Here is a 22,900-nt window from a genome sequence, read left to right as displayed (position 1 = left end):
CTGACCGATCTGCAATACTGACCCCATGACCGACTCGATCTTCGCCTCCCTCGCCGTCGTGGTGGTGAATTTCGGGTCGTCTACGTTGCTCGAAGAGAACCTGCAACCGCTGTCCCGATCGGCACCGGGCCTGCAGGTCGTCGTCGTTGACAACTTCACCGATGCGGCCGAGCAGGCCAGAGTGACGGCGCTCGCCGAACGAGAGGGCTGGCACCACGTGCTGTCGCCAACCAACCGCGGTTTTGGCGGTGGAATGAATCTCGGCGTCGCGCGGGCGCAGCAGACCGGCCGCACCCACTTTCTTCTGTTGAATCCGGACGCCGTCATCCCCGCCGACCAGGTCGCCCGCCTGCTCGAGGTTGTCACGGCGCATCCGCTCACCCTGGTATCGCCGCGCATCCTGCGGCCGGACGGCACGGTGTGGTTTGACGGAAGCGATCTGTATCTCGCCGACGGCCGCGTGCGCGCGACTCGCAGACGTGGGGACTTTGTGAGCGCACGGGTCACGCCGTGGCTGAGCGGCGCCTGCCTCCTGATCAGTTCCGAGCTCTGGCGCCGGGTCGGCGGGTTCAGCGACGACTATTTTTTGTACTGGGAAGACGTCGAGCTCTCGCACCGGGTGTTACAGGCCGGGGGAGCCGTTACGGTCTGTGCCAACGCGCAAGCGACCCACGCACAGGGCGGCACCCAGGGCGCCGGCCAGCACAGCGCCGGCCAGGCCAAGTCGTACTCCTACTACTACTACAACGTGCGCAACCGCCTGGTCTACGCGGCCCGCAACCTCGACGACGACGACCGCCGCCGCTGGCGTCACCGCAGCGTGCAGTCGGCCTGGGAGGTCATCTCCCGCGGGGGTCGACGCCAGTTGCTCGTCTCGTTGCAGCCCCTCATTGCTGCGGCTCGGGGGCTGCGTGACGGCCTGGCCTATCGGCCGGCTCCCGCCGCCAGGCCCACGACGGCCCCGACAGGAACGACTCCGACAGGAACGACTCCGACAGGAACGAACTAGCGCCTGCGCCGCCGAGTGAACCGTTTCGCGTATTCGCGCAGGGTCACAAAGTCGGTGCGTCGCACGCCGTAGAACTGCAGAGGGTTGATGCCGAATTTGCGATACATGAACATCAGATTCAGGTTGCTCGAGATCAGGTTGCCGGCCAGGGTTGCCAGCGCGGCCCCCATCGCCCCGAGCGGTGGTGCCAGTAGAATCAGCAGTCCAATATTCACCAGGCAGGCGATCAGCAACGACATGCTGCGCAGGCCGGGGCGTCCGCGCGCGCTCAGGCCGGAACCGCCGATCGACCCCGGCGTACCGAGCACCACCGCGGTGAGCAACACGACGGCCACCGGCAGCGCCGGCCGAAAATCTTCGCCGAATAGAAACGGCAGCCACCACAGCATGCTGATGCCGAGGAACAGCGCGGCCAGGCCGCACAGCATTGTCGAAATGCGGGCCGAGGATGCGAGGCGTGCGTCGACCGAATCGGCAGCATCCGCCACGAAGGTCACGTCACGAACCGCTTGGTTAATGATCAGCGGAAGCTCGCTCACGCTCACCGCGACCACGTACAGCCCGAGCTGATAGGTGCCGGCGAACGGCGTCATGAGCACTTGGTCCAGCCGGGAGAGCAGAATTCCCGACAGCGAGCCGACCCAGATGCGCAGGCCGTAGCTGAGCAGCCCGGCCGTGCGCGCCTCCCGGGGCACCTCGAAGGCGCGCGGGTCGAGGCTGCGCATGCGCCCGATATAGACGAACAGCCCGGTCACCGGCATAGCCGCCACGGCAATCGTCGCCACGAGCGGGGTCAGGGTGCCGGTGATCCAGAACGGAATCAGCACGGCGAGCCGGAGCGACGAGGTGATGATGCGTTCCAGCGCGACCAGCCGCCAGCTTTGGGTAGCGGATGCCACCCCGCGGAACACGCCGACCAACAGGTTGGGCACAATGGCCAGGCAGGCCACCAGGATGAGCTGCTGCACCGTGGGGTCACCGCCGCTGAGCCAGGCGGCCGACAACACGACGGCGCCCATGGCGAGCAGTCCGGCAACGACCAGAATCAGCAAGCCCCGGTTCGACGCATTGCGGGCCAGGGTGGGGTTGCGGGCGATCGCCCAGGTGACAGCTTCGGGAACGCCGAAGGTCGCGACGGTAACCACGAGGGCCAGTGGTGCGGTTGCGGCGGCCACCGCGCCGCGACCGTCGACACCGAGGGCCTGGGCCAGGATCGGACCGGAGAACAGCGCGACGAGGGGGGGGAAAGCGTTTCCAATCAGCGCAATCGTCATGTTGCGCGACACCGAGTTCGACGCCGCCGCCCGACGCGTGGTCGGGCCGGCCACAGGCTCAGCAGGCCGCTGGGCCGGCGCCGGTCCGCGGGGTCGCCTAGGCACCAACGTCGCTCACCACCGGCACGGCAGACGGCTCCAGCGGAAGACTGGACAACCCACCCGAATCGCGTGGGTCATCGCGCAGTACCCGCTGTCGTTCGAGCGCGCCGACGCACGCCGCGAACTGCGCGTCGTTACCGCCCTCGGTCACGTTCAGCCGATAGAGGGTGCCGCGTTGCGAACCGGGAATCGCCGGATATTCCGCCTGGCTTTCGCCGACCTGTCGCGCGCGAATGCCGTGCCGCACTCCCACCGAGTAGACCCACAGATCGTCGGCCCGCGGGGCGACTCGCAGAAAGGCGTCTCCCTCGGCGCGCAGGGCGTCGAGCAACCCGAGCGGGTAGTAGATGCCGGAGACGCCGGTGCAGAGCGTTCGAAAACTTGCGGCAGTGCCGCGGGCGGCGACCCACTCGGAATAGGGCGCCACCCGGTCGCCGTCGAAGGTGATGGTGTGGGCGCGCTGGCCGGTGATATCCAGCGGATGCCGAGCGGCCGCTTCGAGCAGCTCGGCCAGCCACGTGCGAGGATATAACACGTCGTCGTCGGCGGCGACCAGGGGAAGCGTCGGCCCGGTCAGGGCATACGGATATTGCTTCTTGTGCGGCCCGAAGTCGGGGCAGGAACGAATCTCCAAACCCCTCCGCTGCAAGCGACGAAGCGTGGCCGGCGGGTGTGTCACGGTCGTCGTGTCATCGAGCCAGAGGATCAGCCGTCGGGGGCGAACTCGCCCGGCAGCAATGGTCTCGAGGGCGTAGAACACCAGGTCGATTCGATGGCCGAACGAGGTCAGGTTCACCACGACGGCGCCCGATCCCGTCACGGCTCGGCGGCTGAGCCGGTTGGTCAGTCGCAGGCTGGCGAGGCGTGCCCTGATACCCGCGCGCTGGGCCAAGGCGGCCGGGTCCCGGCGCAGGTCGGCGAAGAGCCGATCGAGTTTATTGATGACCACAGGCTGCTTCCGGTCGCACGATGAAAATCTCTCATGAAATCGCCACTATACAGGGCAGGCCACCCACCCCCGCGCCCCCTTCTCGGGGGGGTGATGTTCTCTCAGTTTGAGTCGGATCGCTCTTGTCGCTACTGCACGGAGCCGTCTATTCTTATGCACGATGTGGCTGCGCAACAGGAGTCGGTGCCCGTACCGTTCCTGTGCGGCCCGGGTGGTGGTGGCTAGTGTCCCCTCAGGTGCGCTCCAACGAAACAGCACTGCGCCCCGCTCCGGCGCCGCCCCCGCGTACCCGCACGGGTCGTTTCGTGTACCGGGCGCCGCCCATCGTCAACAAATTCATCGTCGTGGTTGTTCTGGTCGTCGTCGCGATGCGGCTCGACATCGACCAGGGCGTCACCGTGGGCGCCGTGGCCTGTGTGGCACTGTTTCCCGTGTGGTTTCCGGTGCTGCGCCAGTATTGGGGCGCACGACTGCTTCTGCTCGGCGGAGTGGTCGCGATCGGCTCGGGCATCTGGCTCGCCGCTCTGTCGGCACCCACGCACGACACGAGCCTCGGCCAGGCCCTCGGCGCGATCGCCGGTCTGGTTGGTTTGCTGGCCGGCGTTGGATTCGTGCTTTGGGCGCGCACGGTTCTGCCGGATTCCCAGATCGCAATTTGGTACGGCGTCGGAATTCTGCTCGGCGTCTCGCCCTCAAGTGAGCTGTACGCGGCCAACCCGTGGCGGTTCGGATACTCGGTGGCCCTGACCATTCTGCTGCTCGGAATCACCCTGCAGCTGCGCCGTCGCTGGCTGGAACTAGCCGTCGCGCTGCTGCTCACCGTCGTCGCCACCGTGACGGATGCCCGATCCACGTTCGCGTTCATGCTTCTGACGGTGCTGTTGGTCGCTTGGCAAATGCGCCCCACCCGACCCACGCGCGGCAAGTCGGCACTGCGCGCCCTGCTCGGACTCGGCGTGCTCGCCCTCATCGTTTTCAACGTGATCCAGGCGCTCATCCTCGACGGAGCGCTCGGGGAAGCCACCCGGCAGCGCACCCTCGCCCAGCTCGAGGAGACCGGTTCGCTCATCCTCGGCGGCCGTCCTGAACTCACCGCGACGATCGCGCTCATGCAGCATCAGCCGTGGGGGTTCGGCGTGGGTACCGCACCCAATCCGCAAGATATCCTGGCCGCCAAAACCGGTATGGCGGCAATCCACTACGACCCGAACAATGGGTACGTCGATAACTACATGTTCGGCGGGCACGTCGAACTGCACTCGATCATCGGCGATTTCTGGGCAGGTTTCGGCATTCCCGGGCTTCTCCTCGCCCTCATCATTCTCGTACTCATCGTGCGCAGCATCGGCAAGCACGTGTCGTCCAATACCGCCAGTGCCGTGCTGCTCTACCTCGGCATCAAGGCCGTCTGGTTCATGTTCTTCGGCCCGTTCTTCAGCTCCTCGGTCTTGCTCGTGCTCGTGCTCGGACTGCTCATCACCCGCAAGGCGCCCGCCGCAACGGATGCCGCGCTGCTGCGCCCCGCAGCCCTCCGCCCCGCGCTGGTTCGGCTCCGACGATGAGCGGCACGAGGCCGTCGACCGAACGCATCGGTTGGGTTGACACCGGTCGGGGTATCGCCATCCTGCTCGTCGCCCTGTTCCACTCCGTGAATTGGCTGCTCGGCGCCGGTTTCGATATTCCGTACTGGCGAGAAATCAACGACGGGCTGTCGTCGATGCGCATGCCCCTGTTCTTCGTCTTATCGGGCCTGTTCGCCCCTAAATGGCTTCTCAAGCCCTGGCGCGATCTGTGGACGGTCAAGGTGCGTCTCTACCTCTGGGTGTTCCTGCTCTGGGAGGTGGTCGGCTCGATCGTGTTCCTGCTCGGCCAGACCATGAAGGGCGAGGGCTTCGGCTTGCGCCAGGCAGTGCTGGGCCTCGTGATGTCGCCGGTACTGCCCCGGTTTGAGCTGTGGTTCATCTGGGCGTTGTCGATCTTCTTCGTCGTCGCCAAGCTCAGCCGCCGGGTGGATCCTCGGCTGCAACTCGTGATCGCCGGCGCCGTGTCACTCGTCGCCCTGAGCGGACTGGAGACGGCCAACGTGGGCTGGTCCGGCTCGCTCAAGTATTACTTCTTCTTTCTGGCGGGCATCTACCTGCGCAGCTGGATCATTCGCATCGGCACGGTCGACAGCCGGCTGCTGATCGGTGCGGCGATACTACTGTGGGTGGCCGTCACCGCCACCGTCGCGCTGCTCGAGCTGCGCGACGTATTCGGCCTGTACTTTCTCAACTGCCTGGTCGGTGTCATCGGCGGCATCGCGTTCAGTCGCACCCTGCGCGGCGCGCGCTGGTTCGGTGCGATCGGGCGGGTCACCCTGCCCATCTACTTGGCGCACACACCCATCGTCATCCTGATTTCCTTCGTGCTCTCCCTGCCGAACTTCTTTCCCGCCCTCGCCGGTATCGCGCCCATACTCCCGCCCATTCTCGCGGTCACGGCCGTTCTGCTCGCCCTCGCGCTCAACCGATTCGCATCGCGCAGCTGGCTGCGCTACGCCTACGAGCCGCCGCCGTTTGTCACCGAGCTCGGGCAGCGCCGCCGCCGCATTCGCCCCGCCCGATCGACCGAAGAGTCGACATGACCGGGGTGCCGGCAATAGTCCCGGGCCGAGACGCCTGGATCGACGTCGCGAAGGGAATCGCGATCACCCTGGTCGTGCTCTATCACTCCATCATGTACTTGGACGAGGTTGGGCTGGCCGGCGCACTCGCCCCGCTCAATCCGCTGTTCGACACGTTTCGCATGCCCCTGTTTTTCTTCATGTCTGGAATTCTGGCCGCGTCGGCCATCCGCTTGCCGTACTGGCAGTTGTTTCGCAAGCGTATGTCGCTGCTCCTGTATCTCTACGGTGCGTGGGTCACCATGCAGACGCTTTTTCTGCTCGCTCTGCCGCCGATCAGCCCGTCGGGAACGCCGAACGCCACGTGGGCCAGCCTTGTCACCCTGTTCCTTCGGCCCAGTTCCAATCTGTGGTTCATCTACGCGTTGCCCCTGTTTTTCACCCTGTCCTGGCTGATGCGGCGGTGGCCTCCGCTCCTGCAGGTCGCGCTCACCATGGTCATCGCGGTGCTGTTCGGTGCGCAGCTGCTGCACACCGGCTCGCCCTGGGACAAGATGGGCAAATACCTCGTGTTTTTCATCGCCGCCATCTACGTGGGGCCGCTCGTACGTCGCCTCGTGCCATCCGTACGGTGGTGGCATGTTGCGATGTTGTGCCTCGGGTACGCCGCACTCGTCGTCATCACCACGAAACTGACGCTGACCCGGGTTCCGTTCGTGCTGCTGGTGCTGAGCACGCTCGCTGTCATCGTCGGCATCACCGTGGCCGTGCTGCTCGCCAGGATGCCCGCTTTCGATTTCGTGCGCTCACTCGGCTCCCGCACCCTGCCGATTTATCTCCTGCACACCTTTCCGATGACGGCGCTCGCGGCTATTTTGGTCGCCTTCGACGTGCGCGTTCCGGCGATGATTGCGACAGCGTTGCCGCCGCTGCTCTGCGCCGGAGCGATAGTGGTTGCTCTGGCGCTGCACCGGCGGTTCCACGCGGTTCCGGGTGTCTTCACGGTGCCGGTCGCATCCTGGGTCATTACGCCGCAGCGCGCCGTGATTTCGACGAGCCCGCCAGGTTGATTTGACGTAATTTCATTTTTGGGTAACACTCTAAACACTATCGGTGACTCCCTGCGGTTGCCTCAACCGCATACCCGAACGTGCACCACCCGAAATGAATTCATGACCGATCGTATCTCGCGTACCCATCGTCGACCCTCAAGCCTCAGTCACCGCAGTACCCATCCCACCAATGTGCACCACCCGGACGTCCACCGTTTTGATCCACCTCGTCCCCGCCTCAACCGCTCCGAGTTGCCCCACCCGGTTCGCCCTGAGCGCACACGAACGTGGCGCTTCACGAGCACGCGGAGCCCGAGCTTCGTGGCCGCCGTCACCCTCGCCCTGCTCATCCCCCTGGCCGGCCTGGCCGCTCCGGCTCAGGCTGCAACCGGAGGCGTCGTGCGTATCGCCACCGCGAGCGACAGCACCACCGGAGTTCCTTCTGGTACGGTCCTGAAGGTGCACACTGGCGATCTCAATATCACCCAGGCCGGCACCGTCATCAGCGGACTGGACATTCGCGGCCTGGTCAAGATCAACGCGATCAACGTGACGATCAAAAACTCGATCATTCGCGGACGGAGTGTCAGTGCTCCCGCTGCGCTGGTCAACAACCTCGGTGGGCGCTCCGGCCTGAGGATCATCGACTCGGAGCTGTACCCGTCGACGCCGTCACCCGATATCAATGGGATCTACGGCTACAACTTTGCCCTGACCCGCGTCGACATCCACGGCGTCATTGACGGTGCTCACCTCACCGGCAGTAACGTCACTATCGCCAATTCCTGGCTGCACGGCAACCTGCACTACGCCAGTGACCCGAATCAGGGCGGCAAACCGAGCCATGATGACTCCATCCAGATTCAAAAGGGCAGCAACATCACGGTGTATGGAAGTACCCTGAGCGGCTCCCACAATGCCGGGGTACAGATCACCCAGGACACCGGAGACGTGTCGAACTTCTCCTTCAAGAACAACTTCGCTGATGGCGGAGCCTGCACCATCAATGTGGCCCAGAAATCGTACGGCCCCGTCTACGGCACCGTGATCACCGACAATAAGTTCGGCCGCAATACCAAGGTCGCCAACTGCGCCATTATTTCGCCCAGTACGACCAAGATCAGCACGGCACGCAATTACTACACACCCGACAGCACAATCGTCTCGGTGCATGCCGGGTAGCCCGCCCTTCGGCTGCCACATGATCAGCACTGTGCCCAGTGGCACTGTGCGGTAACCGATGCTCCCGTGTCGGGGCAGCCCGTAGTGCGCTCGCGCGCCTCAAGGTATTCACAACTTTCCGTTTGACCAACTCTTTCTGATACGGAAAGCTGTACCAACGACCGGCGGCTCCCTTCAGCTGCCCCGCCCAACACGTCCCGAAACGTGTGCAGGACACGAAATTACATTTATGAAACTCAACTCGAAACTAATCCACGGCTTACCCGCCCCCAGGAACGTTCGTTCCCGGTTTAGTCGTGCGCGCACGACGGCCATCGCCACTGTCGCCCTGGGACTGACCGGTGCATTCATTGGGATCGCGCCCGCCCAAGCCACGGAACCGTCGGAGGCGAACTACACGATCTCCTCGTGGGTCGCCGACCCGGTGGTGACCCCCGCGGCCGACACCGCGTCGAAAACGGGCCTGACCCCGGCCCAGTTGCGCTGGCTCCTGGCGCAGCTGTTTCCGCCGGTGGCTCCAGCGCCGGTTGTGGCGCCCGCGCCGCAGCCGGCGCCAGCGCCAGCTCCTACTCCCGTTCCTGCTCCGGCCCCGGCGCCGGTGCCGGCCCCAGCGCCCGCCCCCGTTCCGGTTCCGGTTCCGGTTCCGGTTCCGGCTCCCGTTCCGGTGCCGACTCCACCATCGACGGGAGGCACACCGAACGCCAGCAATACCGGAGTGCCTGCCGGCACCGCGCTGACGGTGCATAACGGTGACCTGACAATCACGAAGGCCGGAACCGTCATTGACGGCCTGGACATTCGCGGCATGGTCAAGATCGAAGCGCCCAATGTCACCATTAGAAACTCGATCGTGCGTGGACGGGACCTGAGCGGTCCGATGGCCCTCATTGGCAATCTCGGAGGCTTCGAAAATCTGCGCATCATCGACACCGAACTGTTTCCCTCCACGCCGTCACCCGACGTGCAAGGCATCTACGGCTATAACTTTGAGGCAACCCGCCTCAACATTCACGGTGTGATTGATGGCATTCACCTGACCGGTGGAAACGTCGCGATCACGGACTCGTGGGTGCACGACAACCTACACTACGACCGGGACCCGAATCAGGGCGGAACGCCGAGCCATGACGATTCCATTCAGATTCAGGAAGGGTCGAACATTCGCATCGACGGCAATCGGCTAACCGATGCGTGGAACGCCTCCGTGCAGGTCACCCAGGACCGCGGTGACGTGTCCAATCTCACCATCACGAATAACCTCGCCGATGGCGGTGGATGCTCGATCAACCTCGCTGAAAAAGCGTACGGCCCCCTGCAGGGCGTGGTCATCAGTGACAACACGTTTGGCCGTAACACTCGGGTCGATGATTGCGCGGTGATTGCCCAGTCGTCCACGAAGGTGAAGATGGCGCACAACTATTACACGCCCGACGACACCCTGGTCGTAGTTCACCCGGGGTAACCGGCGCACCCGGCCAGGAACGAAAGGGCGGGTCCCTCGTGCGGTGCACGAGGGACCCGCCCTTTGGTCGATGCGGTGGCGGGGGCGGTGGCTGGCTCTAGGAGGTGCCCTCAATCGTTTTCGCCTGCCAGCGTGCCGTGGCATCCGGTCGCGTCAGCGCGTCGAGCGCTCGGCGTAGCATCGTGCTGGAGGTGTTGACCGTGTACGGAAAATACACGACTTCCACGCCGACAGTCGCAAATTCATGCTCGAGGCGTGTACCCCGTAGTGTGCCACGCCAATCGTCACCCTTGAAAAAGACATCGAATCGCAGCTGGCGCCAGGTCTCCATTTTGTCTTCTACGACCTCGGCAACAGCCTCATCGACGAATGAGATGTGTCGCACGATCTCGAGACGTTCGACCAAGGGCACCACCGGGGTGACGCCCTTCGTCAGCTCCAGCATTTCATCGGACACCACGCCGGCGATCAGGTAGTCGCACTGACTCTTGGCGTGCTTGAGAATATTGAGATGGCCCACGTGAAAGAGATCGAACCCGCCAGCGGCGTAGCCGATGAGAAGAGGTTTCGCCCCGTCGGCGTCTGGCTGGTGGGGGAGGGGGTATTCTGCGGCCATAAAGTGCTCAGATTTCTCTCAGGCTGCCCCGCGTGCGCGGCAGGATTCGGGTAGGAGAATTATGTGGAAGTAGTGAGGAATCCTAACGTCTATCCAGCGACGTGACTAGGGTGCAATGCGGCGCGTCACTGTGGCCGGTCACCGGTCACCGGTCACAGTGGCTGGCGCAGCATCCGGTGCGGTTCTTTCATAATTGCGCCAATTTTTGGCCCTGCAAATTTCGATTATGCGGCTTGGGAAAAAAAGGAAACTGAGTATAATTCCCACACACCGGGGGTCGTTTCGAGGCCACCGACCAAAAGAAATTGAGGCTCTCCTATGTTGTGGCGTTTTCGCTCTCCCGTGACAGCCTTGGTCGCACCGGCAGTTCTTGTCGGCGCTATATTTACCGGGACGGGAGCGGCCCAGGCCGACACGTCACCGCCCAGCGCTTCCACCCCGAAGACCGTTGCAGCGGATGCCCTGCCCACGGCGCAGATCAACGGCGTCGTGTGGTCGCAGGTGATCGTGGGCAACACGGTCTACGTCGGCGGCGAATTTACCAGGGCGCGTCCGGCAGGAGCATCAGCCGGCACGAGCGAGGTGTCGCGCAACAATCTCATGGCCTACAACCTGTCGACCGGAGTGATGACATCGTTCAACCCCAGTTTGAACGGCGTCGTGCGGGCGATTACCGCCTCCCCTGACGGATCGCGCATCTACGTTGGTGGTGGCTTCAGCACCGTCGGCGGGGTAGCGCGCACGCGGCTCGCGGCCTTCAGCACGGCGACCGGGGCGCTGCTGACGGACTGGAAGCCCACAGCGAACGGAACGGTGCGCGCCCTCGGCGTCTTCGGCAGCACGGTATACGCCGGTGGAAGTTTCACCTCGGCCAGCGGACAAAGTCGACAAAAGGCGGCGTCCTTCAACAGTTCCACCGGTGCTCTGGGCGCTTGGAAGGGCACCATTCCCGATGGCGCCGTGAACGCGCTGACGGTCTCACCGAACGGCGATCGGGTCGTCATTGGCGGCTCTTTCACCTCGTACAACGGCGCGACGACTCCCGGCTACGGCATGGCTGCGACAGACTCAAGCACCGGAGCCGGCATGACCTGGAATATCGGGAAGCTCATCAAGAATGCCGGGCCCAACGGTGCCATCCTGTCGCTCACCTCCGATGCCGATGGCGTCTATGGCACCGGGTATGACTATGGTCCCGGCGCGATGTTCGAGGGCACATTCCGGGCCAGTTGGAGCAGTGGCAACACCGTCTGGATCGAAGACTGTCACGGTGATACCTACTCGGCCGTGCCGGTCGGAGACGTGGTGTACACCACCGCCCACGCCCACTTCTGCGGCAATATTGGCGGGTTCGGGGAGACGAACCCGCGCAGCTACCACCGCACCCTGACCTTCACCAAGGCTCCCACCGGCACTATCACCCGGAACGTGACCGGCGGCAGCTACTTCAACTTCGAGGGGAAGCCGAGGCCGACCCTGCTGGCGTTCTATCCGGACATCAACACGGGAACGTACACCGGCCAGGGGCAGGGCCCATGGAATCTCGCGGCAAACTCCCAATACGTTCTCTACGGTGGTGAGTTCACGATCGTGAACAACAAACGGCAGCAAGGCCTCGTGCGCTTCGCGGTGTCGTCGATCGCGCCCAACAAGGAGGGTCCGAAGGCCACGGGTAGCAACTTTCAGCCCACGCTCAGCACCCCGAGTGCGAACTCGGTGAAGGTCACCTGGAAGTCCAACTATGATCGCGACAACGAACAGCTCACGTACCAGGTGTTGCGAAACGGTGTCGTGGTGCGCACACAAACCGGGCTGTCGGTGGACTGGAAGCGGCCAACCATCAGTTGGACTGACACCGGGCGATCGGGTGGAACGACGTATACCTATCAACTGCGGGCCACCGATCCGTTCGGCAACACGGTGACTGGAACCTCGGCTGGTATCAAGGCGACCGGCGCCGCGAACAAGACGGCTCCCGACGCGACCATCACGCCGGATGTGCCGACAAATGCCCCCGATCAAACGCTGACGCCGGAGGTCGCGCCGGTCCCCGACGACGTACCCGCACCCGCACCCGCACCCGCACCCGCACCCGTCCCGGAGGTGAAGCCTGAGCCGGTACTGCCCCAAGAACCGCGGGCGCCGGAGCTGAAGCCGGCCCCGGACGACACTCTCCTGCCGATCCCAGAGGTGCCCGCCGCCTAGCTCTGCGTCACGACCTGAGCGATGAGGTTGCGGCGGCGGTCCTGAGAGAAGAGCGGGTTGACCTGGGCCGGTTCGGGCAGGCGCGAATGCGCCTTCACCGCCACGGCCAGGTCGACGAGGGCGGCGGTGATATCGCGGTCGGGGGAGTCGGTGCGGCGCACCCCGAGGCCGCCGACGACCGGAAGAACTTCTCCGGCGCCGCCGTCCGCAAAGCCGACCGAACGCACGCCGACCCGCCAGGCTTCGATCGGCACCAACCCGAACGGTTCCGGTGTTGATGGAAAACAGGCCACGGCATCGATTTGATCGGCGATGGCTGCCACGGAGGCCGCTTCACCGCGGTATTCGATGCGCGGGTCACGTTTCACGAGCGCCAGGACGGCACGCAAGGCGTCATCCTGTCCGGGGTACGGCGCACCAAAAAGAAGAAGCCGCCAGCCGCAACCGGACAGCGCCGACGATTGGAGTGCCTGGGCGACCTCGAGGTGTCCTTTGTGTCCGTTGACCCGCCCCACGACGGCGAGCGTCAGCGGATCATGCACGGTGCGGTCCGGGACCGCCTCGACGGCACTGAACACCGGAGAGGTGACCGTCAGGCGATCACGGCCAACACCGTGATCGTTCAACCACGCTGCAGTGGCTTCGCTGCACGCGCACACCGGAAAGTTGCCGGAGGCCAACAGGATGCGCACGAGCAGGCCGCCAACTCGACCCAAGAGCAGTTCGTGCACCGAAACATAGAATCGTCGACGTCGCAACCGCAGCAGGGGAATGTACGCGCTCAATGCCAATGTCCATAGCACCACCACATCTGCGCGGGCCACGTCATGACGCAGGGTCAGCGGATGCTGCAGGTCGGTCAATTTGCTGCGACGCAACACCACGAGCGACGGGTCAACGACGACCGACACTGCAGCACCGAAATGCGCCAAATCGGTGGCCAGCGGGCCGGTGTGCGGAACCACGACGAGCACGTCGTGCCCGAGGCTCACCAGGCATTCCACTTCCTGGCACAGCACCTTGGAGGCACCGTAGGCATCATTGCTGCCGTGCAGAATGGCAATTTTCATGTCTGTCGCCTCGTTGTTCGAATGCTGATCGGGTGTCAGTTTTTCACACTGTACAGCGTGAGCGGATACCCCCGTACGGGGCTCGCGAACCCCCTAGGAATCAAGGTGAACCCCGTGTATTAATAACTGCAACGTATTAAACAGCTGCACGACGGTTCTCCCCGATTGTGTGACTACCCGAGCAACTTGGAGATCCACCATGTCAGTGCGCCACCCCGTCGATAACAGCTCCGGCCCCACCATGGGCGGGAAGCCGAACAATCGACAGCGCGTCTGGTGGATCGTTGCATCCGCTGGGCTGGCGGTGCTCATCGTCGTGCTCGTCGTCGCCGGCGTCGCCGCGTCGAACGGGGCCGCCCCGAACGCGGCGGAAACCAGCGAAAGCCCTACGCCGAGCCAGCGGTCAACCGCCACGCCGAGCGCGGCGCCGTCGCCCACCCCGCCGCCCATCCCGTCACTCACTCCGTCTCCAACGGCGCCTCCGGCTGCCGCTCCCGCGCCGACCGAGGGCGCCGTGGCCGAACCGGCCCCGCCTGCCGCGCAGGCTCCCGTTCCGCTCACCGACTCCGCCGCGGCCCTACCTGGCGTGGTTTTCAGCATCGGCACACTCGAGGCGGTCGACGGAGTTGCACGCGGGCCGGGCGAGGTGGGCGGTCCTTCCTTGCGTTTTAGCGTGACCGTGCGCAATGACACGCGAGACACCGTGTCTTTGACCTCCACGGTCGTCAACCTGTTTTTCGGCGCCGGGCAGAGTCCCGCCACCGAATTGACGGCTTCGGGCGGGGCCCCGTTCCCCGACTCGGTCGCGCCCGGCGCGACCCAGCAGGGAGTCTTCGTTTTCACCGTGCCGAGCGACCAACGCGACCAGGTGCGCATCGCCGTGGACTACTCCGTGGGCGTGCCGATCGTGCTTTTCGAGGGCGCAGCCCCGCGCTGATCACGACTCCTGACGGCCGCGTTGGGCGTGCGGGGGATGTACCCCCGGAAAGGGGGCATCCATCAGTGAAAGATTCTCACTATACTCCGAGAAATGCTCCGGCTACCCGACTGCCCGGCAGCTGCTCCCGAGTAAGGAATCTTCGTGCGAACTCTCCCCGCGTCTCGCCTGCATGACAACCCGCCCATGTTCTCATTGCGCGACGGGACCCACTCACGTGCGGGAGGTGCTCGGCCGACGCGTGCCCACTGGCTACGCGCGCTGACCAGCATGACCGCGCTCGTGACCGTACTCGTGACCGTGCTGGCGGGTGGCGTGACTGCACCACTCATGGCACAGGCCGACACCAGCCCGGTGGATTCCCGTACACCCGTCACCGTTGCCGCCGATGCACTGCCCACGACCCAGATCAACGGGGTCGTCTGGTCCCAGGTGATTATCGGCAACACGGTCTACGCCGGAGGCGAGTTCACCAAGGCCCGGCCCGCCGGCTCGGCCGCCGGAGTCAACGAGGTCGTGCGCAACAATTTGCTCGCGTACAACCTCACGACCGGCGTACTCAACATGAGCTTCAATCCCGACCTCAACGGTGCCGTTCGATCGCTCGCGGCATCCGCCGATGGCACCCGACTCTATGCCGGTGGATTCTTCACCACGGTCGGAGGGGTGACCCGGTATCGTCTGGCAGCGTTCGACACCGCCAGCGGCACCCTCGTCTCGTCGTGGGCCCCAACGGTCAACGCGTCGGTGAAAAGTCTGGCCAGCTATGGCGACACCGTCTATGTGGGCGGTGTATTCACCTCGGCGAGCGGGGTCGCCCGCAATCAAACCGCCGCGTTTGACGCGTCAAACGGTGCAATTCGGGGCTGGACTGGTAATCCGGTCGGTGGGTCGGTCAACGCCATGGCGATTTCGCCGGACGGCACCAAGGTTCTCATCGGTGGTTCCTTCACTTCGTACAACAACAGCGATACTCCCGGCTACGGTATGGCCGCGACGGACTCGGTTACCGGAGCTTCCCTGCCCTGGGCCGTAAACGCTCTGATTCGTAATGGTGGCGTCAACGGAGCCATCACGAGCCTGACCTCATCGGCTGACGGCGCCTTCGGCACCGGATACGACTACGGAAGCGGCGCGAACTTCGAGGGCACCTTTCGGGTCAACTGGAGCGACGGATCGCTGGTCTGGATGGAAGACTGCCACGGTGACACCTACTCCGCGGTGCCGTTTGGTAACGTCGTTTACACCACCGGTCACGTTCACTACTGCGGCAACATGGGTGGACCGGTCGAGACCGCGCCGCGCTCCTATCACCGCACGCTGACCTTTTCGATGGCGGCAACCGGTACTCTCACGCCCAACGCCGTCGGCAGCTATGCCAGCTTCACCGGCAAGCCCAGCCCGAGCATCCTGACGTTCTACCCCGAAATCAATTCGGGCACGTTCACCGGCCAGGGCCAGGGGCCTTGGACGATAACCGGGAATGGGCAGTACCTGCTCTACGGGGGCGAGTTCACCAACGTCAACAACAAGGGTCAGCAGGGCCTGGTTCGCTTCGCCAGCACGGCGATCGCCCCCAACAAGGAAGGCCCGCGCGTGGCCAACGCAGCCTTCGCGGCATCTGCTTTCGTACCCACGGTAGATTCCCTGTCGGCCGGCACCGCCCGCATTGGTTGGAAAGCCGCGTTCGATCGGGACAACGAACGGCTCACCTACGAGGTGCTGCGCGACGGAGTCTCCGTCGGCACGGTGGCGGGCTTGTCGACCGACTGGTCTCGGCCGCCCATGGGATTCACCGACACCGGGCTGACACCGGGGCAGAGCTACGCCTACCGGGTGCGGGTGCGGGACTCCTTCGGCAATGTGAGAACCGGCAACCCCACCAGCGTCACCGCCGCCGGCTCGGGCGAGTACAACGCCTACGCCAAGACCGTGCAGAGCGACTCGCCGACGTCATACTGGCCGCTCGGCGAACCGGGCGGAACGACGGCCTACGACTGGGCTGCCGCCTCAAATGAAACCACCGGTACTGGCGTCACCCGAAATGTCGCGGGCGCGCTCGCGGCGGACTCGGGCACCGCCTCGCAGTTCAGTGGAACCACAGCGGGAACCGCCGCCTCCTCGGCCTTCGAGACGCCCCGAGACGCCTTCACTGTCGAAGCATGGGTGAAGACCACCACCACCCGTGGTGGAAAAATCATCGGGCTGGGCAGCGCTGTGACCGGCGCTTCCGCAGCCTACGACCGCCACGTCTACATGGATAACGCCGGGCGCCTCTGGTTCGGCGTGAAGCCCGGCGTTCTGCGCACGGTCAACACGACCGCGTCGTACAACAACGGCCAGTGGCACCACATCGTCGCATCGGTCGGTGCGAACGGAATGTCTTTGTACGTCGATGGGGTGCTGGCCGCCCAGCGCACCGACACAACCACGGCCGCGCCGATTCAGGGGTACTGGCGCATTGGCGGTGACAACCTCAGCGGCTGGACCAACCGACCAGCGAGTGACTACATCGCCGCCGACATCGACGAAGTTGCCGTCTACAATACGGCCCTCAGTGCCAGTGCGATCGCCCGGCATAACTCGATCGGTCGATCCGGTCCGCTGGCCAACGTGCCGCCGACCGCCTCATTCAGCAGCGCGATCACCTATCGCGGTCTGAGCGTGGACGCGGCGGGGTCCGCCGACTCCGACGGCACCATCACGAGCTACGCCTGGAACTTCGGTGATGGCAGCACCGCAACCGGAGCCACAACAACGCACTCCTACGCGGCCGCCGGCAGCTACCTCGTCACCCTCACCGTCACCGACAATGCCGGGGCCAGCACGGTCACGAGCCGCACGGTCGATGCCACAGACCCGCCGGCCAATGTGGCACCGACTGCGGCGTTCAGCTATCAGGTAACACCGCTTGCGATTGCAACGGATGCCTCCGCCTCCACCGACAGTGACGGAACCATCACCGGCTACAGCTGGGACTTCGGTGACGGTAGTACCGGTACCGGTGTGGGGGCGTCACACACCTACGCGTCCCCCGGCAGCTACAACGTGATCCTCACGGTGACCGATAACTCCACGGCCACCGCGCAGACAACGCAAACGGTCGTGGTGCCGAACGTGGATCCAAACATTCCGCTGGCCACCGACGCGTTCACGCGCACCGTGGCAACCGGTCTGGGTACCGCCGACACCGGCGGAGCCTGGACCACCACCGGTATGGCATCGAACTACTCGGTGAGCGGGGGCGTCGGCCGTCTCAGGGCCGCCGCCGGAGCCACCGTCAACGCCTATCTCTCCGGCGTGTCCTTGCTCGACACCGACATGATCGTCACGACGACTCTTCAGCAGGATGCGACCGGATCCGGCACGTACACCTCGCTGATCGGCCGCCGGGTCGGTACGGACGACTATCGGGTGCGCATGAAGAACCTGTCAACCGGAGTGGTGCAGCTGCAGCTCATGCGCGGTGCGACCAGCCTGAAAGCCCTGAACATCGCCGGCCTCACGTACACGACCGGAAGTGCAGTGCAGCTGCGGATGCAGGTCACCGGGTCGGCGCCGACCACGATTCGAGCTAAGGTCTGGGCGCTCGGCACTCCAGAGCCGGCGGCCTGGCAGATTACGGTAACGGATTCAACCGCCGCTATGCAGACATCCGGTGCCGTCGGTCTGGCCTTCTATCTCGGGTCGACCGCCACGGTGACGCCCGTCACCGCCACCTTTGACGATCTGATCGTGACGCGAGCCAATTGATTCCGGCCTCGTTCACGAGCGCACCGTTTCGTTTCTGCAGGATCTGCACCGATCGCACCATTACAGAAGGGGTTGGTCATGTCACGTGTCAACCGATCCACCACTGACCAGTGCGTCGTGATTGCCGTGCTGACCTATCGTCGCCCGTCCGACCTCGAAAAGCTCTTGCCGGCGCTGCTCGACCAGGCCGACATGGTGCTCGCGCCGGTGGAGATCGTCGTCATCGACAACGATCCCGACGCCGGAGCTCGCGCCCTAGTGGCCGAGACCAGCTGGTTGGAGGCGGCGGAGCCCGCATCGACTCGTCGGGCGTCCATCCGCTACGTGCACGAACCGACCCCCGGTATCGCCTCGGCGCGCAACCGTGCGCTGCAGGAAGGCCGCGACGCCGACCTCCTCATCTTCATCGACGACGACGAACGGCCCAGCAGCCACTGGCTCGTGCAACTGCTCGACACCTATTCGACTTACCGGCCCGCAGCCGTCGTTGGCCCGGTGCTCTCGCAGTTCGACACCGAACCCGACCAGTGGATTCGGGCCGGCGGCTTCTTCGAGCGCCGACGGTTCACCACCGGCACGCCGGTCTCGCTCGCCGCAACAAACAATCTGCTGCTCGACCTTGCCCAGGTGCGTCGATTGGGGCTGAGCTTTGACGAACGGTTCGGGCTCTCCGGCGGGTCGGATTCGCTGTTTACCCGGCAGCTGCACCAACGCGGCGGGCAGATGATTTGGTGCGACGAAGCCATCGTCATCGATGTGGTGCCGGTGGACCGCCTCACCCGAGAATGGGTGCTGCAACGGGCGTTTCGCATGGGCAACACCTGGAGTCGCATTAATCTCGACGAAACCGAAAACGGCAGGCGCATCCTCGTGCGCTTGAACCTGCAAGCGCGCGGTGTCGCACGAGTCTGCGGCGGGATCGTGCGCTACCTCGCCGGATCGGTCGTCGGCCAGGTGCCGTTGCGTGCCCGCGGCCTGCGTACGGCCGCCCGCGGCGCGGGCATGCTGGCCGGTTCGGTGGGGTCGGTGTACCACGAGTACAAGCGTGGCTAGCAGCCGCATTCGGACCGACCGGGCACGGCTGTACCGCACCCTGCGCAGCGCCCACCTCGAACGAGCGCATGAACTGCCGCCGGCCGTCATTCTGTTCCGTATTAAAAGGTATGACTTTCACGAGGAGCTCGCCCGGGGCCTCGTTGTCGTGCAGGCTCACCCGCTGCGCGCTGCCTGGCTTCTGGCTCGTTCCCCGGTCACGACGCTCGAAATTGGCGAACCGCTCATGCTCTCGAGCGTGTGGGCCAGCGCGTTGGCGATCAGCGCCCTCCGACTCCGGGCCCTGCTCGGCGGTCGCCGAGCGATCATCGTGAGTTACGCGCTGGAAAACGCCGACCCGTTCGAACGCGAGCTCGGCGCACGGGCACGACTGCGCCGTGGCCTCAACGGAGTCGCCGCCCGCTTTGTCTGGCGGCAGACCGACCGCATCGTTTTCGGAACGGATGCTTCCCGGGTCACCTACCGCACAGCCCTGCCCGAACCCACCCGGGATGCCATCTCTGCCGTTATTCCGGCCTTGCCGGCCCGGTGCACCTGCACGCCTGACGGTGACGTCGATGGCAGCCGGGTCGTCTTTCTCGGGGCGTTCGCCCCCCGCAAGGGGCTGCCGAACATTCTCGCAGCATGGCCGCTCGTGACCGCGGCGCTTCCCCAGGCACGGCTCACCCTCATCGGCAAGGGCGCCCTGGAAAATCGGGCGCGGCAGGCCGTCGCGGGGGACCCGACGATCGAGCTGCTGATCGACCCGCCGCGCGGCGAGATTCATCGCCAGTTGCGGCGCGCCCGCGTGCTGACCTTACCCAGCCAGCCGACCGCCACCTGGCGCGAACAGGTCGGCCTGCCGATTGTCGAGGGACTCGCGCACGGCTGCCACATCGTGACCACGACCGAAACCGGGCTTGCGACCTGGCTTACTGAGCACGGCCACGACGTGGTCGCGCCGGGTTGCACCCCGCAGCAGCTGGCAGATGCCGTGGTGCACGCACTGCAGGCCCCCCGCCCCGCCGCCGACGATCTGCCGGCCGTTGACGGTCGCCTCGCTGCCGACGCCTGGCTGTTCGCCGGCGCTTGAGCCAGGGGCCCGACTATCGGGTGCGGTCAGCGTGAGCGCAGAGCCTGAACGGCTCGGCCATACGCTTCAACGTGGTCGGCTGCCCCGACGGTCCAGCGGCGCTGCGAGAGGTCGGGTGCACGCGTGCTGCGCGGCCGCCGGGCACCCGCGATGGCATCGGCCAGAACCCGAGCCGACAGCGGTACGGAATAGGTGAGCACCCACTCGGCACCGACCTCCTCAGCCAGTGCGTTGGTCACCGCGTTCCGGGGTACCAATACCGGCCGGTCGAGCGAGAGTGCCAGCAGGGCGGCGCCGGAGTTGTGCATATCGGCATACGGCAATACCACCAGTTCGGCGGCACCGATGGCGTCGGCCAGCTCGGCATCGCTCGCGTGGCGCAGCACGAACTCGATGCGTGGGTCGCCGGCCGCGGCGAGCTGCAGGCGCTGGGCCAGCTCGCTCGATTGGGGAGACCCCACGATGCGCAGGGTCGGCGTGACGGCCGACGTGGAGTCGCCAGGAGCGCCGGCGCCGAGCTGGCGAAAAGTATCGATGAGGACGTCTACGCCCTTATACGGGCGAATGAGCCCGAAGTAGAGCAGTCGACCCGGCACTGGAGCGCCTGGCGTCTGGGCCGAGTACCAGTCCCGGTAATCGCCATGCGGAATTGTGCGCTCCAACGCGCCCGCCGGCACCGGGGTGAAGGGGTTGAGCCGAATCCACAGTGTGGTGCGTTGGTCGAAGCGTCGGAGCAACCGTTGATCGCGCCGGGGCGCTGATTCGTGGCTGCGCACGTTGTGCACGGTGCGCACAACCGCGGTACGACGCAGCCGCAGCCGCGCCAAGAACAGGCGGAACAGCATCCGTCTGGCTCGTGCCCGCACCGGCGTACGACCCTGCAACAGAATCTCGGGCCAGTGCACGTGGAACACGTCGTACCGGGCCGTGAGCGCACGGCGCCAGGTGAAGCCGAGCACCTCCACGTGCGGGCCCAGTGACCGGCTCAATTGCAGCAGGTAGGGGTTCGTCGTAACGCGGCCCTCCGGAAACGACTGGAGGACCCGCACTACGACGACCGCGTCGATTCCGACGTGCGGGAGCTGCGGCGGCCCGTCTCATCAAAGGTGGTGCGAGGTGTCCTCGTGGCCGTGACCCGGTTGGCCGTACCCGGAGTCAGTGGGGCGACGCCGGTTACCGGAGCGAGCGGCCCGTAGTACACCTCGGCGCGGCGTTCACGCACCTGGTTGAGCACGATGCCGAGGATGCGGGCATTGACCGCTTCGAGTGATTCCAGAGTGGTCGCCAACTGTTGGCGGGTGGTCGACTTGTAGCGGGCCACAACGATGGCGCCGTCGGTGAGGTGCGATAGGCCGAGGGCATCCGTGGCCGGCAGCAGGGGCGGCGAATCAACGACGATGAAGTCGTAGTCCAGCAGCAGGCGTTGCATCAGGGTCTTCATCGCCGCCGAACCGAGCAACTGCCCGGGGTTGGGCGGTACGGCGCCGGACGGCAGCACGTCGAGCCCGTCCGACCAGCGCACGATGGCATCGTCGGGCCCGACATCGCCGAGCAACACGGTGGTGAGGCCCACGTCGCCTTCGAGGTCGCACAGCTCGGCGATCGACGGGCGCCGCAGGTCGGCATCGATCAGCAGCACCCGCAAGGACCGTTCCGCCATGGCGAGGGCCAGGTTGATCGCGGTCGTCGACTTGCCGTCGCGCGTGACCGCCGATGTGACCACGGTGCTGCGCGGGGGGCTGTCCACGTCGATGAACTCCAGGTTGGCCCGCACCCTGCGGTAGGCCTCGGCTAGAGCGCTGTGCGGCATCACCCGCATCACCAGGCCGGCCGGGTCGGTGCGCTTCTTGCGACCGACAATCCCGAGCAGGGGATCGGACGAGACCCGGTCGAGGTCTTTTTCCGTGCTCACGCGGGTGTCGAGCACCTCGCGGGCCAGGGCGTAGAGGACGCCGAGAACGAGCCCGAGCAACAATCCGGTGATGATGATGAGCTGTGTGTTCGGTGCAAACGGGCTACCGGGGAGCTGCGCGGGAGAAACCGTTTTGACCGTAATCGACGGCAGTTTGTCGGGTCCCTTCGGCGCCAGATTCTCCACCGTGGTGGCGAGGGAACTAGAGACGGCATCGGATAGGGCCACGGCCTGCTCCGCAGATCGGCTGGTGACGGTGATGTTGATGAACACGGTGTTGATGGGAGTAACCGCGGTGACGCGGGAAGCGAGGGCCTGGGCGGAAATGTTCAATCCGAGCTGGCTGATCACCGGCTCCAGAACGGTCGGCGTCGTGGCGAGTTGCGCGTACGACTGCACGAGGTTTTGCGTGAACGTTGACGTTTGCAGAAGCTCGCTGGTGGTCTCACCCCGGTCGCTCGTGACGAAGACGCTGTTGGTAGCCTGGTACTGCGCGGGGAGGGTGGCCGCATAACCCCACGCCACCGCACCGCCGAGAAGGCCCACGATGACGATGAGCAGCCACCGTCTCGTGATGGTTCTCAAATAGTCGATTGGTTCCACAGCTATCTCCGTCCGGTTGGCCCCACACTACAATCACGTTGACT

At 65.1% G+C, this 22,900-nt stretch carries 17 protein-coding genes; 11 read left to right on the top strand and 6 right to left on the bottom strand.

Annotated elements, in window-relative coordinates; all coding sequences use genetic code 11:
* The first annotated feature begins 25 nt into the window (after window positions 1–25).
* The gene (locus tag IWX77_RS12035) at window positions 26–1,009 is read left to right on the top strand and encodes a glycosyltransferase family 2 protein (protein ID WP_196844751.1); all 984 of its coding nucleotides are present in this window, start codon (window positions 26–28) and stop codon (window positions 1,007–1,009) included.
* On the opposite strand, the gene IWX77_RS12030 is transcribed toward IWX77_RS12035, so the two are convergent.
* Both IWX77_RS12030 and IWX77_RS12025 read right to left on the bottom strand, forming a co-directional pair.
* The gene (locus IWX77_RS12030; protein ID WP_196844750.1) at window positions 1,006–2,337 is read right to left on the bottom strand and encodes an oligosaccharide flippase family protein; all 1,332 of its coding nucleotides are present in this window, start codon (window positions 2,335–2,337) and stop codon (window positions 1,006–1,008) included. The two genes, IWX77_RS12035 and IWX77_RS12030, sit on opposite strands and share 4 nt — an antisense overlap.
* A gap of 43 nt (window positions 2,338–2,380) precedes the next feature.
* Window positions 2,381–3,334, bottom strand: a complete 954-nt coding sequence (locus IWX77_RS12025; protein WP_196844749.1) for a hypothetical protein — start codon at window positions 3,332–3,334, stop codon at window positions 2,381–2,383.
* A 224-nt stretch (window positions 3,335–3,558) separates the two neighbouring features.
* Between IWX77_RS12025 and IWX77_RS12020 the strand changes: the two genes are divergently transcribed.
* From IWX77_RS12020 to IWX77_RS12000, 5 genes are all read left to right on the top strand, one after another.
* Complete coding sequence (locus IWX77_RS12020) at window positions 3,559–4,896, top strand: O-antigen ligase family protein (protein ID WP_196844748.1); 1,338 nt, start codon at window positions 3,559–3,561, stop codon at window positions 4,894–4,896.
* Window positions 4,893–5,960: an acyltransferase family protein gene (locus tag IWX77_RS12015; protein WP_196844747.1), complete on the top strand. Its 1,068-nt coding sequence runs from the start codon at window positions 4,893–4,895 to the stop codon at window positions 5,958–5,960. Before IWX77_RS12020 ends, IWX77_RS12015 begins: the two co-directional genes overlap by 4 nt.
* The gene (locus tag IWX77_RS12010; RefSeq protein WP_196844746.1) at window positions 5,957–7,009 is read left to right on the top strand and encodes an acyltransferase family protein; all 1,053 of its coding nucleotides are present in this window, start codon (window positions 5,957–5,959) and stop codon (window positions 7,007–7,009) included. Before IWX77_RS12015 ends, IWX77_RS12010 begins: the two co-directional genes overlap by 4 nt.
* Window positions 7,010–7,312: 303 nt before the next feature.
* Complete coding sequence (locus IWX77_RS12005; RefSeq protein ID WP_196844745.1) at window positions 7,313–8,173, top strand: hypothetical protein; 861 nt, start codon at window positions 7,313–7,315, stop codon at window positions 8,171–8,173.
* A 229-nt stretch (window positions 8,174–8,402) separates the two neighbouring features.
* Entirely contained in the window at window positions 8,403–9,635 is a 1,233-nt protein-coding gene (locus IWX77_RS12000; protein WP_196844744.1) for a right-handed parallel beta-helix repeat-containing protein, read from the top strand.
* Window positions 9,636–9,732: 97 nt separating this feature from the next.
* Here IWX77_RS12000 and IWX77_RS11995 read toward each other — a convergent pair whose 3' ends face one another.
* Window positions 9,733–10,251 carry an adenylyltransferase/cytidyltransferase family protein gene (locus tag IWX77_RS11995; RefSeq protein WP_196844743.1) on the bottom strand — a complete coding sequence of 173 codons (519 nt, stop codon included), beginning with the start codon at window positions 10,249–10,251 and terminating at the stop codon, window positions 9,733–9,735.
* 318 nt (window positions 10,252–10,569) lie between these two features.
* On the opposite strand from IWX77_RS11995, the gene IWX77_RS11990 reads away from it, so the two are divergent.
* Complete coding sequence (locus IWX77_RS11990; RefSeq protein WP_196844742.1) at window positions 10,570–12,456, top strand: hypothetical protein; 1,887 nt, start codon at window positions 10,570–10,572, stop codon at window positions 12,454–12,456.
* Here IWX77_RS11990 and IWX77_RS11985 read toward each other — a convergent pair.
* Window positions 12,453–13,526 carry a glycosyltransferase family 4 protein gene (locus IWX77_RS11985; protein WP_196844741.1) on the bottom strand — a complete coding sequence of 358 codons (1,074 nt, stop codon included), beginning with the start codon at window positions 13,524–13,526 and terminating at the stop codon, window positions 12,453–12,455. The two genes, IWX77_RS11990 and IWX77_RS11985, sit on opposite strands and share 4 nt — an antisense overlap.
* 199 nt (window positions 13,527–13,725) lie before the next feature.
* Between IWX77_RS11985 and IWX77_RS11980 the strand changes: the two genes are divergently transcribed.
* The 4 genes from IWX77_RS11980 to IWX77_RS11965 all read left to right on the top strand — a co-directional run bounded on the left by IWX77_RS11980 (window position 13,726) and on the right by IWX77_RS11965 (window position 20,341).
* A complete protein-coding gene (locus IWX77_RS11980; protein WP_196844740.1) occupies window positions 13,726–14,463 on the top strand; it encodes a hypothetical protein in 738 nt (245 codons plus the stop codon).
* Window positions 14,464–14,733: 270 nt separating this feature from the next.
* Window positions 14,734–18,216 (top strand): PKD domain-containing protein, encoded by a 3,483-nt coding sequence (locus tag IWX77_RS11975; protein WP_196844739.1) that lies wholly within the window; start codon window positions 14,734–14,736, stop codon window positions 18,214–18,216.
* 78 nt (window positions 18,217–18,294) lie between these two features.
* Window positions 18,295–19,269, top strand: a complete 975-nt coding sequence (locus IWX77_RS11970; RefSeq protein WP_196844738.1) for a glycosyltransferase family 2 protein — start codon at window positions 18,295–18,297, stop codon at window positions 19,267–19,269.
* Complete coding sequence (locus tag IWX77_RS11965) at window positions 19,262–20,341, top strand: glycosyltransferase family 4 protein (RefSeq protein WP_327012174.1); 1,080 nt, start codon at window positions 19,262–19,264, stop codon at window positions 20,339–20,341. Before IWX77_RS11970 ends, IWX77_RS11965 begins: the two co-directional genes overlap by 8 nt.
* A gap of 26 nt (window positions 20,342–20,367) precedes the next feature.
* Here IWX77_RS11965 and IWX77_RS11960 read toward each other — a convergent pair whose 3' ends face one another.
* Window positions 20,368–21,390 carry a glycosyltransferase gene (locus IWX77_RS11960; RefSeq protein WP_196844736.1) on the bottom strand — a complete coding sequence of 341 codons (1,023 nt, stop codon included), beginning with the start codon at window positions 21,388–21,390 and terminating at the stop codon, window positions 20,368–20,370.
* Window positions 21,390–22,856, bottom strand: coding sequence for a polysaccharide biosynthesis tyrosine autokinase (locus tag IWX77_RS11955; protein WP_196844735.1), 1,467 nt, complete (start codon window positions 22,854–22,856; stop codon window positions 21,390–21,392). The genes IWX77_RS11960 and IWX77_RS11955 overlap by 1 nt, the downstream gene beginning before the upstream one ends.
* Window positions 22,857–22,900 lie beyond the last annotated feature (44 nt).

This window comes from Cryobacterium sp. CAN_C2, assembly GCF_015751745.1.
GTDB lineage: Bacteria > Actinomycetota > Actinomycetes > Actinomycetales > Microbacteriaceae > Cryobacterium.
Note: the sequence above shows the minus strand (reverse complement) of the source record. Positions and strands in the feature narration are given on the sequence as shown.